Here is an 18283-nt window from a genome sequence, read left to right on the forward strand (position 1 = left end):
AATTAAGCAGATGATTACTTTAACATATCCACCAGAAACTAAAGAAGCCGCCAGTTGGGAAGAACGCATCAAAACAATGTCTCTACCTTACCTGATCCTCAAACAAAACGATATTCAGGTACCTGAGATCGTTGACGATGGAAAACATATCCAAGGTGTTGCTGCCATTGAAAGCTACCTCAGCAGTTTAGAAATTTTTGTGGCCAGCTGGTATGAGGACAGGTGTGATCTGTATGAGTACACTAAAGGGATGGATTGAAATAATCAACCCTTTGCATCAGCAGAACTTATAAAACATGATGAAAAAAGGAACCTGCGGATATGAGCAGCTGTTACAAATTTTGAGTGATAGTTACTTTTTTATTACCCGGTGCCTTCATTTCCATCCTTAAGGGGTTGGAGTTTTTGATAAATTTACCGGTGTAAGTAACGCCTGTCTCCGGCCCTTCAGTAAAGGTAAACTCTACATCATAATTTTTATACTTCCCGGTTAGTTGAAAAGTATCACCTGTGCCTGGATCTTGCTCGTTGCCAAAAAAGGTCGATTCGTTTTTATCAGGATTGTCTGACGTAAAAAAGAAATTTGTGTTTCTATCACTTACCCACTGGTTTGAGAGATTGGGTATGAATATATCTAAAACAGAGGCATCTTTAGAACAAGAAAATAACATTATTGCGGCCAGTATGAATACGGCCATTGATGATTTTGCTTTCATGATTTTACGTTTTAGTTAATTTTAATTGTTCCGTTGTTATTTAACAAGCCATTCATAGCAGTAATTCTTTCGCCAAGGCCATTTATTTTCCTTGTCATATTAGAAGATATTTCGGTCATATCTTTTGTTAAAACATCCTGCAATTGGGCTCGTTTCTTTCTGTTGGTTTCATTATTGGCTGTGTAAATCCTGTTAATAAGAGTATAGTTAATCTCTAACACATATGGTTTATGCAAATCTTCAATTGCATAATCAACAAGATTGTTGAATTTTAAAGAAAGCTCCTTGCTATTCCAGTAAGTGGCAATAGCTTGCTCATAGGTGTTCTTATTATTGTTTAGCAAATCAAAGATCTCGTTATACCTATATATGGCATTGCTAAACTGGTCATAGGCCGGCTTTGAATTTAAAGAGGTGCTTAGCGTTAAAAAGGCATCGTTAAAATTGCGTACCTCATTTAAATAATTGGCCAACGTAGCCGATATAAGCGGAAAAAACTCCAATCGCCCTTTTGCGAGTTTCTGCTCATCTAAGTTATTAGCTGTCAACATTTTCACAATGCCGTCATAACCATTCCTGGTTTCTTCTTCAATTTTTTTATAAAGGTTTTTCTGAAGATTGTTCTGCGAGCGATCCATACGATCAACAAGCCCCTTTAATTGGTCGGGGCCGGGCTTAGCTACAAAAACATCTATAAACACAGTGGGGTCCTTGGGTAATATGGCCTTACCTTCCAAAGGATATTTTATTTCATATACTTTTAGATTTGCCGACTCGATATTTAAATAACTTATATTGTTTGCCAAGTTTATGGCAATTATTCCCTGGGGGTCTGTATTGATCCTTTGTCCGCTTAAAATAAACTGTGCATTACTCAGCGGACTATAATCCCCAAACCTTATTCTGAATTTGTATGTTATGTGTTGCGATTGTACGTGCAACCCAAAAAAAACAAACATAAAAAGTATAATAAATCTCATTTCTCCTCTACTCCTATGCTTAATAGCTGCCCATCATATACATTTACTAACGAATTATATATCTCCTTTTTGTGGTTAATAGCTATTACTCTGATCTCTGTACCGGATTTTACAGGGATAATTGCCGAAAAATTTCCGGAAGAATCTGTCATCACCGGTTTATTAAGTTTTTCAAATTGAACAGATACATTGGCTAACCCTTCCCGCATTGGAAGCTTTATCACCCTTCCTTTAACGCTTACTAAATCTTGTTCTTTTGTAAGATGAATGGTATATTGGGTATCGTTGTCTGTTTCAGACAAACGATAAACACTATCAGCATTAAGTGAATATCCGGGCACATCAACAGAAATATCTACTGCCTTCCCTTTATAACTAGAGTTAATGCCTGTAAAAAAAGCTGTTCCATCATCTGTGATTTTTTTGGTAGAAAAGTACAGCCCGGTTTTAATATTCACAACTCCACTATTAATAACCTTAACCGTTTTACTTTTCTCTATAAAAATCAAAGTGAGCGTTAACGCGCCCTCGCTGGTTATTGGCCGATACTTATAACCTATATAAAGTATGATAAAAAATATAACGGCCGGGCCGGAAAGATATAATGATCTATTTTGGGTTTTTAAATTATATCTAGCTACCGATTTCATGGCGCCGGCCAAAAATGCCGTGGCTATAAGCGCAATAAATGTCAATAAAATAAAATACACGGGAAGTGAAATATTTATCTGCTTATTGGTTTGTATCAAAAAATAAAAACAAACAACAAACAGTAAAAAGCCCCCCAAACTAATAAATACCCAGCTTAAAGAATTTGATTTTTTTAACACTTATCTCTTGCTATATCTGTAAACCATTTATCCTATAACAACATATATAAAATTCAATTGAACCAATCAAAATCCTATTCTCAATATCATTTAACGATGACTTAGAATTTGAGATTGCCCAAAGATGAGAAGGAACATACAGGTTGATATATTTTCAAAATCAAATCTCATCTATAGAAAAATACAATAAGCGCAAGGCAATGCATTAACTATTAATTAAATATAAAGAGATGATATTGCGACATCAATAGCTATATGTAGTCATTTAATATCGCCATTAAAGATAGGCCAGCAATCATTATATGCTTGCCCATTACCCTGCATCGCCTAACGATTATAAAACTCAGTCCATGTTTTTATTTTTTCAACGGGATATTTTGCAAGCTGCTTGTTCTTTAATCGCCATGTCCAGTTACCTCCCTCCCGCGCAGGGGTGTTCATACGTGAATTTTCATCCAGGTTGAGCCAGTCTTGTATCGGAATTATCGCCGTTTTACATACCGATGCAAACGCAGTTTTAATAAGTACCTCGTTAACATTTTTCGATGTAACATTTATACCCGTGTATCTTCTTAAGTTTTGATGTACTACTGCGCCTGCATCGTTCTTATACCAGCCCAGCGTTGTGTTATTGTCATGGGTACCTGTATAAACAAAATAATTTTCAGAGTGATGATGCGGGATATATGCTGATTGCTGTATATCATCCCCGAATGCAAATTGCAACACCTTCATTCCAGGCAAATTAAATTGACTGGCCAGCCGGCAAACCGGTTCATCGATATCACCTAAATCTTCGGCAACAAAGGGCAACTTCTTAAATTTCGTTTTAAGCATACGAAAAAAGTCACTCCCCGGCCCGCTCATCCATTTACCACTGACAGCCGTCTTATCGTCTGCCGGAATACTCCAGTACGAAGCGAACGCCCGGAAATGATCCAGGCGCAGCAAGTCGTACCATTTTAAGTTTTTTGCGATCCGTTTTATCCACCAGTCATACTTTGATTCTTTAAGTTTTGCCCAGTTAAATATGGGCATGCCCCAGCGCTGGCCATCTTCGTTAAAATAATCGGGTGGAACTCCTGATACGCTGTTCATTTCGAGCTCGTCATTAAGATCAAATATCTCCTTATTTGCCCAGACGTCCGTAGAATCATAACTGATATAAAATGGCAGGTCACCTAATATTTTGATCCCTAACTGGTTACAATAAGTTTTGAGGCTGTACCATTGCCGGTGGAATATAAACTGAAGCCATTTTTCCTTATTAAGTGCATCTTCATTTTCAGCAGAGAACTTTTGCAAAGCTTCGGTCTCCCGAAACTTAAACGCAGCCGGCCATTTATGCCAAGGCCTGTTGCTATATTGTTGTTTAAGTACCACATACAAGGCATAATCTTTTAACCAGGCAGCCTCTGTTTCACAAAATATGGCGAAACTATAGTGAAACGGATGCCTATTATCCCTTTGAAAATTTTGCCAGGCTCTATTGAGCTGTTTTAGCTTTACTACCTCGACGTCTTCAAAATCTACTGAGTTGCTCTTCGGCAACCGGGCATTACGGAGGTCTTCCGGGCTTAGCAGCCGGTCATTTGCTAACAGTTCGGAGCTGATTACTAATACATTACCCGCTTGACTGGAGCATGAACTATAGGGTGAATGACCGTCGGCTGCACTGGTTGCATTTAATGGCAATATTTGCCAGTACTGCTGCTTACTATCATGCAACAGCCGGGCAAATTTAAATGCCTGCGGGCCAAAATCCCCTATCCCAAAGTCGCCTGGCAGCGATGTTACATGCATTAAAACGCCCGCATTTCGCCCTTTATAGGGATTATTTAGCATTAGAACCGCCACTGGAACGTCATTTATGATTTCACCAAGGCTTACTGTACCACTGAACTCGGTACTTTTATTTAATAGCTGATCAGTACATATCACCGGAGCATCTTTTGGAAAGACCACCTGCGTATCTGCCCAATCGATTGGTACTGCCAGGTCATCACCGCACATTGCTGCTATATCAACCGGAACGATCAACGCAATCCAAGTATCGCGGTAGGCCCTGGCAAATGCTATTAATTCATTCTTATATTTTCCTGTGACTTTCAAAGGAATATAGTCACCTTTACTAAACAGATCAGGATGCGCCGCACGGAGTTGGAGCAGTTTACCTGTTAACCAGATCTTTATCTGCCCGTTGAAGCGATCCTTCCACATCTTACTTACCGGTACCGTATTTTCTGCTGTATTTAGTAATTCCTCCCGCAAGTTGTAATCAACCGGCCGGCGGTTATCAGGATCAACCAGGCTCAGGTCCCAATGCTCGCATCCCTGGTAAATATCAGGTATTCCCGGGCACATTGTCTTTAATGCCAATTGTGCCAGCGAATTTACAATCCCCAGTTCGCTCACCTTTCTATGGAGTTTTGTGAATGTCTTCCAAAAAGGGCCTGTTTTATCCAGCAAACCCGCGGCAAATTTCTTTACGGCATATTCATAATCTTCATTTGGCTCGGCCCAGTTGGAACGCCTTTTGGCTTCGCGAAGCATTTTCTCTAAATACTCATCTAATCTTTGAGGGAATGTTTCTTCCTCTTCCCCCGGCATGGGGTATGAACCAAGAATCGTTTGGTAGATAAAATATTCATCATTTTCATCAGGCGCCCCGTTGGTTTTAAGCCGGGTATTCGAAACCCGCCAATCGTTAACCGTACTGATCCATTCTTCGGGAATATTAGTAAGCACGTTGAGACGGGCCCTAACACCTTCACCTCTCTTGGTATCGTGCGTAGATGTCGCATTGATGGCCAGGGGCCATTGCTCCTGCCGTTTTTGCATTAAACGGTGAAATTCATTAATGGCTAAACCAAAAGCTTCCGGAGAATCGCCGACTTCGTTGTGGTCAACAAACCGGTTATAAGTGTACATCAACGTATCTTCTACCCCTTTTGCCATTAAAGGGCCTGTAAACTGCATGCAGCGCTGATAAAAGTTCAGCGCCTTTTCGCTATATGCCCCACCGTTGGCGAGTGGATCTGTAATTAATGCCTTGCGTAATAATTTAACGGCTGCGCTTAATGTTGGGTATTTTCCTTTAATTCCCTCAAATACAGCGTTAAGATTGTTCTTTTCATCCTGACTCAGCGGCAACCGATTGCCATAGAAACGGTATATGGGAAAGTGGACAAGCAGCAAACCGATCGCTTGCTTTAATTCTGCCCTTTTTTTCTCGCCTGTAAGCTTTCCATTTGTTAATCCAGCTTCTATAAACAACCTGGTAAGATTTTCCAGCTCGCCGTTCATATGTTGTGTCAGAATGAGGTTTTTCTTGTCACGTATTTGCTTTTTTACCGGCCTGTTATCGGCAGTAAGCTGTTGATAAAAAGATGAAAACGCCTTTTCGCTTTTCTGATTAGTAAACAAATTATTTACCTGCGCCAGGTAGTCATACCCCGTACTGCCCTGTATTGGCCAGTGCTGTGGCAGCTTTTCTCCCTGCTCCAGTATTTTTTCGACCACTATGTACGCATCGTCACCTGATAAAGCCCTTAAGCGCTGCAAATACTGCTCGGGATCATATAAGCCGTCTATATGGTCTATACGTAAACCTTGTATAATATTCTCTTTGAGCAGGGCACCAATCAACCGGTGAACGTGTTCAAAAACTTCCTCGTATTGTATATTTAAGCAAATCAGACTGTTGACCGTAAAAAATCGCCTGTAATTGATCTGCAGATCCGTTTCCTGCCAACTGCAAAGGCGATAATACTGCTGCCCGGCAATTACCTTTAACTGCTCTTTGTCCTGGTTGACCTGTTGAAGGCAGTCTTCCAAGTACTTGTTAAATCGCTCATTCTTCATTAACGCGCTGAACTGTAATTTCAGCTCGGCCGCCGCTTTTGAAAAAAATTCGGCATCCTCTGTTTTATTAAGTTGCTTTATCTGCTCAATAATCATCGCTAACGAATCTAACTTTTCGCCTTTATCCGGCTGCAGCACATCGTAATATGATTTGAAATTAAGGGGCCAATATTGCTCCGCATATTTGAACATAAGTTTATCTACGTTCCAAATGATCTCAAGTTCCCCCTTATCAATCACAGCCTCCAGTTCATCGCCCAAGAATGGAACCATAAGCGGCCCCCTGAACAGGTCATTATCTGCCAGGCTCTGGTCGAAGTAAGTCCGGTATAACGACAGCGGCCCCTTTTCTAAAACATCCATCAACCAGGCATTATCATGATGAAATGCCATATGGTTGGGTACGATATCCTGTAACCAGCTGATGCCATTGCCATTTAATTTTTTACTTACCTGTTTTAATTCATTAAGCGTGCCTATCTCGGGGTTTATGCTTAACGGGTCAACGCTATCATAACCATGGTTGCTGCCGGGCACAGCTTTAAATATGGGTGATGCATAAAGTGTTTTAACACCCAGCTTAACAAGATATGGGATGATCCCTTCGAGGTGCCGGAAGGTGAAATCTTTATGAAACTGGATACGATAGGTTGATACCGGGTTGAACATATTAATTGGTATAGATAATAATAGACTGAGGTTGAATAACAGAAGTAAACAGCCTGTGTTCCGGGCCGTTCCATCGTGTATTGGCCGAGTTGAGCACTACCTTTAATTTACCATGTTCTGATGGCAACGTTATTGATCGCTGCTCTTCAGAGAAATTCATAAAACAATATACATGCTGCGTGCCTTCCCAGCGTTGAAGCTGTAACATTTGCTGTTCCTCATTACATTCTACCCTTAGCTGGTTTCGGTTAAGCTTATGCAAGGCGGGGAGTTGTTTTCTAAGTTCAATAAATGTTTTATAATAATCCAGCATAACTTTATGCTGCGGAACATTCAGGCTACTCCAGTTTAGCTTTGATCTGTCAAAGGTGTTTTTAGATTGTGGGTCGGGGGCCTCTCCTTCGGTATGAAAAGAGGCAAACTCGGCTTTGCGGCCTTTGCGTACTGCCGATATCAATTCTTCATCAGTATGGCTTACGAAGTATAGAAAAGGATTATGCTCGCCATATTCTTCGCCCATGAACAACATTGGCAGGTAAGGGCTCACCATAACCGCGCCTGCCAGGAGTTTTTGCATTTCAAAGCTGAATAAGGTGCTGCTCCGTTCGCCAAGCATGCGGTTACCAACCTGGTCGTGATTTTGAGAGAATACCACAAACTGTTGGCCCGGATTATCCGTTTTAGTGCCGAATGTTTTTGAACGTTCGTGGGAATACACACCATCATACACATAGGCATCCCTGTACGATTTAGCTAAATGGGCTATTCCATTAAAGTCAGTATAATATCCGCTTCGCTCTCCGCCTGCAGTTACCCTTAACGAGTGGTGAAACTCATCTATCCATTGCGCATCCATACCATAGCCGTTTTGCTTTATAGGGTCGATGAATCGCCTGTCGTTTAAATCACATTCAACAATCAGGTAATGGGTTTGGCCTGTGTTATCCATTAACTCATCCACGGCTTCTCTTATTTCCCGCAAGATATGTTTAGGGCTAAAATCCTTTATGGCATGCACCGCATCCATACGAAGTGCATCTATATGAAAATCCCTGAACCACATTAGTGCGTTCTGTATAAAATAATGCCGTACCTCGTCACTATGCGCATCATCAAAGTTGACGGCATTGCCCCATGGAGTATGGTATTTATCGGTAAAATAAGGACCAAAAGCGGTAAGGTAGTTACCCTCCGGGCCAACATGGTTATAAACTACATCTAAAATCACGGCAATACCCACTTTATGGCAGGCATTTACCAGCGACATCAGCTCTTTAGCACCGCCATAGGAGTTTTGAACGGCATAGGGAAAAACACCGTCATACCCCCAGTTGCGCTCGCCGGAAAACTGCGCTACTGGCATAATTTCCAGAGCGGTTACGCCCAACTCTTTTAAATAAGGTAGTTTACTTTTTATCGCTTCAAAATTCCCTTCAACAGTAAAGGTGCCGGTATGCAATTCATAAATAATATAGTCCTCTAATAATGGATTTCGCCATGCCTCATCGCTCCATTCAAATTCGTTCACATCAATTGCCTGCGATGGGCCATGAACACCATTGGGTTGCGAACGGGAGGCCGGATCGGGCAATTTTTGACCGTCGTCCGTCCAAATCTGATAAAGGTCCCCTGGCCGTATATCAGTCGTTATCAATTGCCAATACCCACGCTGATATTTTACAAACGGGAGGGCAACGTTTTTTTGGGGAAGATAAACGGCAGGTGTCGGTAAATCCGGTGCCCAAAGCACTACACAGGCCGAACCATCGTGCAAAAAAGAAAGACCCGGCTGTATACTTAATTCCTTATCGTTTGTCATTACCTGAGCGGGGATTACACAATAAAACAATTGACATGCCCTCTACAGAAATACATTCCTGCTCATTTAAAGTTTGCCCTATAGTGTCATCATGCCCGGTATCCAACATCACTTTCCAATTCTGTCCAAGCAGTTTTTCGGGCATTTTATATTCAAGGGCTTCGTGATGAGCGTTAAATATCACATAGAAATCATCATCGATTATGTGCTCACCTTCCGGCCCTACAGAGTGTATGCCACGGCCATTCAAAAACACACCGAGAGAACGGGCAAAATCATGATTCCAGTTCTCATCTTCCATTTCTGTGCCCTCAGGTAAAAACCAAGCTATATCTTCAAGCCCTTTACCTTTAACCGGCTGTCCCTGGAACCAGCGGCGCCTGCGAAAAGCGGGGTGGTCTTTGCGCAACTGTATAAGGTTACGTGTAAATGCCAACAGATCATGGTCCGCTTCGGCCCAGTTCAGCCATGATATTTCGTTATCCTGACAATAAGCATTGTTATTACCTTGTTGTGTACGGCCAAATTCATCACCGGCAACCAGCATGGGCACACCTTGTGATAAAAACAGTGTGGTTAACAAATTGCGTTTCTGCCGGTCTCTTAGTTTAATTATTTCAGGGTCGTCTGTTGGCCCTTCAGCACCGCAATTCCATGACCGGTTATGGTTTTCCCCATCATTATTGTCTTCACCATTTGCCTCGTTATGTTTTTCATTGTAGGAAACGAGGTCATTTAGTGTGAAGCCATCGTGTGCGGTAATAAAATTAATGCTTGCAGTAGGCTTGCGGTAATTATCCTGGTATAGATCGGGGCTCCCAGTAAACCGCTGCCCAAACTCGCCCAGCATGCTATCCGCCCCTATCCAATAATCCCTAACACAGTCCCGGAATTTTCCGTTCCACTCGCCCCAACCCGGTGGGAAATTACCAACCTGGTATCCACCTTCGCCAATATCCCATGGCTCAGCTATCAGTTTTACCTGCGATATAACCGGATCCTGATAGATGATATCAAAAAATCCGCTCAGCCTGTTTACCTCGTGTAATTCCCGGGCGAGCGTAGCCGCCAGATCAAATCGGAAACCATCCACATGCATTTCCACTATCCAGTAGCGCAGGCTGTCCATAATAAACCTCAACACATTAGGTAGCATAGCGTTCAGCGTGTTGCCGGTGCCGGTATAGTCGTTATAATAACGCTTATTATCCTCAACAAGCCTGTAGTAAGATGCATTATCTATACCTTTAAAAGACAAAGTGGGCCCCATATGGTTACCCTCGGCTGTGTGATTATACACAACGTCGAGTATTACTTCGATACCGGCCTTATGGAGTTCTTTTACCATCTGCTTAAACTCCTGAACCTGGAGACCTTTATCCACCTCGCCTGCGTACCGTATATCGGGTGCAAAAAAACCGATTGTGTTATAACCCCAATAATTGGTAAGTCCTTTTTCTACCAGGTGCCTATCAGCCACACTCTGGTGTACAGGCATAAGTTCTATCGCTGTTATCCCAAGGTCTGTTAAATATTTTATAACAACCGGGTGGCCTATCGCTGCGTACGTTCCGCGTATCTCATCGGGTATATCCGGATGTTGTTGCGTAAACCCTTTAACATGCATTTCATAAATGATGGATTGGTGATAAGGGGTTCGCGGGGGCTGGTCACCCTCCCAGTCAAAATCATTATCAGTAACCACACATTTTGGCGCAAATGGTGCACTGTTCGTTTCGCTGAAACTCATGTCCTCGTCGGGATGACCAACTTCGTAGCCAAACAGTGAATCGTGCCAGTCTACAATTCCGGATATTGCCTTTGCATAGGGGTCGATCAATAGCTTGTTAGCATTAAAGCGATGCCCCGACGCCGGGTCATAGTCACCGATAACCCGGTACCCAAAAAGTTGCCCCGGGCCAATTCCAGGCAAATAACAATGCCACACCTGATGTGTGCGTTCTGCGATATGTATTCTTTCCTCAGTTTGGTCGCTCCCTTCGCCATCAAACAAACACAACTCTACTCCGGTGGCGTTTTCAGCAAATAACGCAAAGTTTACACCCTTGCCATCCCATGTGGCACCAAGCGGATAAGGTTTACCCGGGTATATTTTTTTTACCATAACTCATTTAATAAATTTTGTTTAGAATTGTTTTTTAAATTATAAATTATCTTATAACGATAACTTTTCAAACAAATTCATTTCATTTGTATTATATTAACCATAACTATGAGAAGAATATTGTTAATCAGCACCGATGCAGCAGTTAAGGAGCTGTTGTGCGCCAACTCATCATTACTTAACGCGAATGTAGAAGTAAACGAATGCACCCAAGATCTGTTGCAAAAAATTAAACACCGCAAACCCGACGTTTTAGTTATTGACTTTATACTAAACAACGACAATGGCGGCGGTTTGTGTCACCAGGTGAAGTCGGACCCGCAGCTACGTGATTTGCCTGTTGTCCTACTGTCCGAGTATACCACTATAGGCCGCATAGCATCCAAATTCGGATGCGATGCCATCGTTAATAAACCGGCAAATGTGCGGCATTTAACCTCTGCGATAACCAATCTGCTGCGGCCGCATCATGCGCATTAGGCAAATGCTTTTTTTGGTAACAATTATAAATTATTGTTGTTGGTATGGTAATTTAAAGTTGTTTAATGGAAAAACACACGTATCAAACAGGTTTAGTGGGGAACTGCGCATTTCTGGCTCACATAAACAAAAACACTAATATCGAGTGGATGTGCTGGCCACGTTTTGATAGCCCATTTATATTTGGCGGGTTATTGGATACTAAAAAAGGTGGCGAGTTTTCTATTTTACCAAAGGGCGAATTTACTACAAGCCAGATCTACTTAGAAAATACCAACGTATTACGCACCGAGATAACCTGCGCTAATGGCAAATATAGAGTTACCGACTTTGCCCCGCGTTTTCTTAAATACGGCAGGTATTTTAAACCGCTTATACTGATCCGTAAGATAGAAGTACTTGAAGGTACGCCGCGTATAAGGGTTAAATGCACCCCGGTATGCGATTACGGCCGTTTAAAACAAGATCGTTTACAAGGCAGCGACTCCATCGAATTTATGGGTTGCGGGGAAAAGATGACGCTAACATCAAATATCCCGCTTACCTACCTCATTGACGAAGAGTATTTTTCGCTTAATGAAACGAAGTACCTGCTACTAAATTACGGCGGCGAGTTTGAAGGATCTTTGGTAAGTACATCAGAAGAATACCTTCGCGAAACTATTGATTACTGGCGCCTTTGGATAAAGCACTCCTCTATCGCTACATTTTACCAGCCCTATGTGATCCGCTCGGCATTGGTTCTTAAGATACACCAGTATGAGGATACCGGTGCCATTATCGCAGCCAGTACCAGCAGCCTACCCGAATTTCCGGGGAGTGAGCGCAATTGGGATTACCGTTATTGCTGGCTCCGCGATACCTATTATGTTTTAACCTCGCTTAATCACATAGGGCACTTCGAGGAAATGGAGCGGTATTTCAGTTATGTGACCGATATTTCGCTTTCGGAGGGCGATGGTTTCAGGTATCAACCCTTATATGGCATAACCGGAAAGAAAGACCTTACTGAAACAATTATGGAACACCTTGATGGTTATATGGGTAACAAGCCGGTCCGTATTGGCAATCAGGCGTCTGAGCATGTGCAGAATGACATTTACGGCCAGGTGCTTATTTCGTTACTGCCATTGTATACCGATCACCGTTTTATTTTCAGCGAACGAAAAGATTCTGATAAGTGGATATCTTCAATATTAAATAAGATAGAGCGGACTATCGACGAAAAAGACGCGGGTATATGGGAGTTCCGCAATATCGCGCATATACACTGTTACAGCAATCTGTTTCAATGGGCAGGTTGTAATGCGGCCGAAAAAATCGCGCTTACTATTGGCAATAATGAACTGGCTGACAGGGCACGCGATCTTAAGGAACGGGCGGCAGCACATATAGAAAGCTGCTACGACGCCGAACGCAAGGTGTATACCCATGCAGCGGGCAGCCCTCACTTAGATGCCAGCACGCTACAGCTTATTATGATGAACTACATTGATCCCGCATCGCAGAAAGCCAGGGATCATCTGGCCGCTTTAGAAAAAGAACTTAAAACAGATGGCGGCCTTTTTTACAGGTATATCCACAGCGACGATTTCGGTAAGCCAAAAACAACTTTCCTGATTTGCGCATTTTGGTATGTAGAAGCACTTGCTTGTGTGGGCCGCATGGACGATGCCATACGCGAGTTTGAAAAACTGATAAAATACCGTAATCATTTGCTACTGTTTAGCGAGGATGTGGATGAGCAAACTGGTAGCCAGTGGGGGAATTTCCCACAGGCTTACAGCCATGTTGGCTTGATGAATGCAGCCTATCGGATAGCCATTAAACTTGACCGGCCAACATTTTTATAACTATGGAAGACCATATCAATTCCTGGACAAAACATCTGCCGCACTGGTTATGGAACCTTTTGCTGATTTGCTTTGCTTTACTTATTGGCCTGGTGGTTAAATTTGCAGTTACCCTGCTGCTCAACTATTATAAAAACAGAAAAAATGCCGATTATTCTTTTTTAAAATCATTAGTAACGCATTTAAGTAAATCGCTAAATTTCTTTATACCACTATTAACACTCACTATCTTACTCCCCTACCTTGCATTAAAAGATGTTTATGAGGACGATATAAAAAGATGGCTGGGTATAATGTTGATCATATCATTCGCCAGCGTGCTAATGAATGCTATAAAGATCCTGGAGGATTACATTTTTTATAAATATGATTTCAATAAGGAAGATAATTTAAAAGAACGCAAGATCCGTACCCAACTTCAATTTGTTAGAAGAGTGGCTATCGTCATTATTATCCTTGTAACACTTTCTCTGATCTTATTGAGTTTTGAGAGCGTGCGAAAACTTGGTGCGGGTTTGCTTACGGGCGTAGGAATAGGCGGTATTATCATTGGGTTTGCCGCGCAAAAATCGCTGGGTAACCTGCTGGCCGGTTTCCAGATCGCATTTACCCAGCCTATAAGGATTGATGATGTATTGGTAGTAGAAGGAGAATGGGGCCGGGTTGAAGATATTACACTTACCTACGTGGTTTTAAACATATGGGACCAGCGGCGGCTAATATTGCCAATTAATTACTTTATTGAAAAACCATTCCAAAACTGGACGCGGACTACCGCCGAGATTTTGGGCACTGTTTTTTTATATGTGGACTATAGTGTACCTGTTGACAAGCTTAGGGAAGAATTAACACGGTTATTAAAGGCATCCCCCCTGTGGGACCAACGCGTAGGAATTTTGCAGGTGACTGATGCCAAAGAGAATACCTTGGAACTACGCGCCCTGGTAAGCGCGCGCAATTCATCACAGGCATTTGATCTGAGATGTTACGTAAGGGAAAATCTGATAAAATTTTTGGCGGACAACTTCAGCGAAAGTCTGCCAAGGCACAGATATACGATCAACAGTGATCCTAAAGGCCATAAGCCAGATCAATGAAATAGACTTATACAATCCCGGTTTCGTTTTGTAAAAACCGACTGTTTTGAAGTAAATCTTTTTTTTTGCATTAGGAGATTAAGACGCAATTTTTCTATATTCGGGTTAATGAGATCAGGAGCACTTAAAATAGCGTTGATTTATGTTGTTGCAGGTACCCTATGGATCACGCTTAGCGATAAATTATTACTGGTGCTGCAAAATCGCTTCGATCTGGGGGTTGTATTGTTTATCAGCAGCATCAAAGGCATAGGTTACGTGCTGTTTACCGGCGTGCTCTTGTACCAACTGATCCGACTGTACACCAGGCGCCTTTCCGAAAGCGAACGGCGATATCGCAGTTATTTTGACGACAATCCAAATCCCATGTGGATCATCGACCTCCGCACCTTGGTCTTTATGGCGGTCAATGAAGCCGCTATTACCTTTTACGGCTATAACCGGGATGAATTTCTTAATATGAGCATACTGGATATAGGCCCGCCAGAAGATATCAACGCTGTTCATACGGCTGTTCGGGAATTGCAGCCGGGCATGAACGATAACGGGAACTGGCGACACCGGAAAAAGGATGGAACGGTGATCGGTGTGCATATCACTTCACACCTCATCCGCACGCAAAAGGGCGGTAACGTGATGGCAATGGTCTCAAAGACGTAAAAGAGCAGATCGTTTAATTGTCTTAAAAATTACCGATAAACGCGCCTAAATAATTTTCGATGCAAGCAGTATCGCAATGGCCTCTTTACCGCAGTTTACATGCAATTTACGGTAGGTATTCCTCAGGTGCGAGCGTGCAGTGTCATAGGCTATACACATTTCGTGTGCTATTAATTTCACGCTATAGCCTTTAGTTAGCAAGTGCAATATTTCGGCCTCCCTATTGGTAAGGTCATATTTTATCTGGAGGTTGTTGTTGTCTTTTGCCGCTTTAAAACTATTAATAACCTTTTTAGCTATCAAAGGCGACATTGGGGCGCCGCCGCTTAACGCTTCCTTTATAGCATCAAAAAACTTTTCTGGCGATGTTTTTTTCAGGATATAACCATCGGCCCCGGCGCAAATGCTTTTAAATAAGCGCTCATCGTCTTCAAATTGGGTATACATTATTATAGGGGTTTCGGGTCGTATTTCCTTGATCTCTTCAACACCGGTAATGCCATCCTTGCCAGGCATATCAATATCCATAATTACCAGGTCGGGCTGGCATTGCCTAACCTGGTTTTTTACATCATTCACGTTGTTAAAATCTCCAACTACTTTATAACCGTCCTGTTCATTCAACAAATACACCAGGGAGTTTCTTAAAGCCTCGTTATCTTCGTATATTACTAATTTTTGATCCATAATGATTGTGTCAGGCCTTTTGAAATATATTGTATTTTGCCGGCCATTTCTTTTTTACAGGGATCGATACACTGAAGAACGTTCCGTTTTCTGATGTCATTACCAAATTGCCGTTCCATTTTTCAACCCTGCTTTTTATGTTTTGCAGCCCATTCCTGCCTTTATTTATCGCTGTGGGGTCAAATCCTTTTCCATCGTCTTTAATTTCCAGGCAAAACTGGTCTTTTGTCGTTTTAAGTTCTATCGATATAAACCTGGCAAATGCATGCTTCCGTATGTTGTTTAAGATCTCCCTGAATATTAAAAAGATATCCCGTTGTTTTTCATGCGATATGGTTTGATCCGAAAACCCCTCCTCAACATTCATTTGATAATCTATATCATTGCTGTCGAATATCTCGCCTGCATATCGCCGCATTCTTACCTGTAATGTCCCCTGGTCGTCGGGCTTTGTTTTCATATTCCAAACAATTTCGTCAAGGGCTTCTGTAGAAGCAAGTAATTCTTCGCGTATATCCGCCAAATGATCTTTCTCGGTACGGCCACCAACTGCCGGCTTTTTAATCAGTTCGGTTAAAAATTGAATGTTTGTTAATCTTGAGCCAATATCGTCGTGCAGATCCCTGGCAATAGATGTCCGCATTTTGTCCATCTCAATGATGGCTTTGGCTTTTTGTAAAGTACGGGTACGATAGGCAGCCAGCACAATTATCAGCAGTACAAGTACCGAAACCGTGATTACCGAATATTTAAATGTACGTTGCTTTTCAAAGTAGGCCCTGTTTATTTTCTGATCCTTTTTTAGCAGCACTATTTCCTGCTCTTTCCGTTCCACTACTGATTGTTCTTCAAGCTTTTTTATTTGCAGTGTTAACTCGGTATTTTGAAGGCTATCAACAGCTTTATGGTATTTTTCACTAAATATTAATGATTTTTCAAACTCCTTTTGGTCGGCATAAAACTTTGCGAGGTACTTATAATTACTTACTTCCTGCTGTTTATCTCCATTTTTCACAGCTGTTTCAATAGCGCCCAACATTTTTTCTTCTGATTTTTTTTTCGCCTGATACCCCTCTTGTAAAAAAAGTATTTTAGCGTCAATACTGGCAATTAAAGCATTATCGCCGGCTTTACCCGCTATGTATTTCGCCTTTATATAGTAAGTAATGGCATCTTTAGGCTTGTTCATTTCGGTGTAGGTGTTTCCTATTTCCTTTAAAACATCGGCCTGCTCGGGTAAAAGGTTCATCTCCTGATCAACCCGCAATGCAAGTGCAAACTGCGCAAGCGACTCATCATATCTTTTCAATCCCCTATAAATTGTTCCGAGGCTTATTCCTGCAGTAGAAAATCCACGTTTGTCGTTAATAGTTTTCTTGAGTAATTGTGCCTTTAACGCATATGGCAACGCCTGTTTAAAAAGATGCAATTCAGTAAAATCATTAGAGATACCCTGATAACAAAAAGATTCACCCTTTTGACTTCCTATTTTTAAAAATAAATTAAGGGCGCTCAAATGATATGTTAATGCTTTTTTAAAGTCCCCAAGGCTTATATAAGTATTCCCGATGTTTAACGATTGCCCGGCGGTTGATTCGGTGGTAGTAGTGGATGGGGTAAGCTTCCTGGTTAAGTCAAGTGCTTTTAGCAAAAAAAACAAAGCATCCTTATAATTGCCTTCCATTTTGTAAAATAAACCAGCAGAGCTATTATAGTTCATCCTTATTTTGGCCCCTTCCTGGGTTTTGATATCGGCTTTTTCTGCCAGCAATTTCGTTTCGTTTAAAAAGAACCTCGAGCTATCCATCATCCCGGTATTGTAATAAATGCTTACTAATTGCGAATAAGCCGTGCTTAGCAACCTGGGATTATTAAAACGCGAGCCTAATTTTATGGTCTTATACGAATAATATTTTGCCGCATTCATATCATACCGGGTTAACAAACTCGATAGTTTATTCATACTGCTACCCTCTTCTTCGGTATTTTTATGCGACGCGATAACTTTTTTCAAACTGTCAATAGCCGGGCTTTGCGCATATAGCTTTGCTGAAAAAACGACCGAAATAAATAAGACGATTTTGAAAAAGCGCATGAGGTAAGGTTTAGGAATTACATTTTCCCTAAACTTACAACTTTATTAATACATAAAGACAACACCCCTCGGCAGGCAAACATACCTGCCGGGTGCTGTCATACTCCCCCGAGTAATTTATCGTTAATACTTTATTAAAATAAAACCTGTTTTGCGTTTAATTTTGCCGCGGTCGTTATACTCTAACTGGTAAAAATAAGTGCCTGCCTGCTGCAGTTTTCCGTTAATATTTGAGCGCCCATTGAACACCTTCGAAAAGTTATCGTATCCCTTAGCCGAGTAAATAAGTGCTCCGCTGCGGTTTATTACCTGCAATGTATTGTCGGGATGTTGTGATATCCCATCAATTGTTAATACATCGCTAATGCCATCACCGTTTGGCGAAAGGGCTTGATGCACCACAATGTC

At 41.7% G+C, this 18283-nt stretch carries 14 protein-coding genes; 5 read left to right on the top strand and 9 right to left on the bottom strand.

The window, feature by feature from the left end:
* Positions 1 to 10 precede the first annotated feature (10 nt).
* A complete protein-coding gene (locus JWQ85_RS05920; protein ID WP_299465393.1) occupies positions 11 to 259 on the top strand; it encodes a hypothetical protein in 249 nt (82 codons plus the stop codon).
* Positions 260 to 332: 73 nt separating this feature from the next.
* Here JWQ85_RS05920 and JWQ85_RS05925 read toward each other — a convergent pair whose 3' ends face one another.
* The 6 genes from JWQ85_RS05925 to glgX form a co-directional block, all read right to left on the bottom strand.
* A complete protein-coding gene (locus JWQ85_RS05925; protein WP_299465396.1) occupies positions 333 to 716 on the bottom strand; it encodes a hypothetical protein in 384 nt (127 codons plus the stop codon).
* Between the two features lie 11 nt (positions 717 to 727).
* Positions 728 to 1675, bottom strand: coding sequence for a hypothetical protein (locus JWQ85_RS05930; protein ID WP_299465399.1), 948 nt, complete (start codon positions 1673 to 1675; stop codon positions 728 to 730).
* Between the two features lie 17 nt (positions 1676 to 1692).
* Positions 1693 to 2346 (bottom strand): hypothetical protein, encoded by a 654-nt coding sequence (locus JWQ85_RS05935; RefSeq protein WP_299465402.1) that lies wholly within the window; start codon positions 2344 to 2346, stop codon positions 1693 to 1695.
* Positions 2347 to 2853: 507 nt separating this feature from the next.
* A complete protein-coding gene (gene treY / locus JWQ85_RS05940; protein WP_299465405.1) occupies positions 2854 to 7059 on the bottom strand; it encodes a malto-oligosyltrehalose synthase in 4206 nt (1401 codons plus the stop codon).
* A 1-nt stretch (position 7060) separates the two neighbouring features.
* Entirely contained in the window at positions 7061 to 8878 is a 1818-nt protein-coding gene (treZ, locus tag JWQ85_RS05945; protein WP_299465408.1) for a malto-oligosyltrehalose trehalohydrolase, read from the bottom strand.
* A complete protein-coding gene (gene glgX / locus JWQ85_RS05950; RefSeq protein WP_299465411.1) occupies positions 8865 to 11003 on the bottom strand; it encodes a glycogen debranching protein GlgX in 2139 nt (712 codons plus the stop codon). Before glgX ends, treZ begins: the two co-directional genes overlap by 14 nt.
* A 108-nt stretch (positions 11004 to 11111) precedes the next feature.
* Here glgX and JWQ85_RS05955 point away from each other — a divergent pair, with 108 nt between their 5' ends.
* From JWQ85_RS05955 to JWQ85_RS05970, 4 genes are all read left to right on the top strand, one after another.
* Positions 11112 to 11483 (top strand): response regulator, encoded by a 372-nt coding sequence (locus tag JWQ85_RS05955; protein WP_299465414.1) that lies wholly within the window; start codon positions 11112 to 11114, stop codon positions 11481 to 11483.
* Between the two features lie 65 nt (positions 11484 to 11548).
* Entirely contained in the window at positions 11549 to 13336 is a 1788-nt protein-coding gene (locus JWQ85_RS05960; RefSeq protein WP_299465416.1) for a glycoside hydrolase family 15 protein, read from the top strand.
* 2 nt (positions 13337 to 13338) lie between these two features.
* Positions 13339 to 14433, top strand: coding sequence for a mechanosensitive ion channel domain-containing protein (locus JWQ85_RS05965; protein ID WP_299465419.1), 1095 nt, complete (start codon positions 13339 to 13341; stop codon positions 14431 to 14433).
* Between the two features lie 108 nt (positions 14434 to 14541).
* The gene (locus tag JWQ85_RS05970) at positions 14542 to 15093 is read left to right on the top strand and encodes a PAS domain S-box protein (protein WP_299465422.1); all 552 of its coding nucleotides are present in this window, start codon (positions 14542 to 14544) and stop codon (positions 15091 to 15093) included.
* A 45-nt stretch (positions 15094 to 15138) separates the two neighbouring features.
* Here the strand turns inward: JWQ85_RS05970 and JWQ85_RS05975 are convergent, their stop codons facing one another.
* The 3 genes from JWQ85_RS05975 to JWQ85_RS05985 form a co-directional block, all read right to left on the bottom strand.
* Complete coding sequence (locus JWQ85_RS05975; protein ID WP_299465425.1) at positions 15139 to 15780, bottom strand: response regulator transcription factor; 642 nt, start codon at positions 15778 to 15780, stop codon at positions 15139 to 15141.
* A gap of 10 nt (positions 15781 to 15790) precedes the next feature.
* On the bottom strand, positions 15791 to 17875 hold the full coding sequence (locus JWQ85_RS05980; protein ID WP_299465428.1) for an ATP-binding protein: 2085 nt from the start codon (positions 17873 to 17875) through the stop codon (positions 15791 to 15793).
* A 123-nt stretch (positions 17876 to 17998) separates the two neighbouring features.
* Positions 17999 to 18283, bottom strand: a 285-nt coding sequence (locus JWQ85_RS05985; protein ID WP_299465431.1) for a gliding motility-associated C-terminal domain-containing protein, incomplete at its 5' end; no start/stop codon positions are given.

This window comes from Mucilaginibacter sp., assembly GCF_028288105.1.
Classification (GTDB): Bacteria; Bacteroidota; Bacteroidia; order Sphingobacteriales; family Sphingobacteriaceae; genus Mucilaginibacter.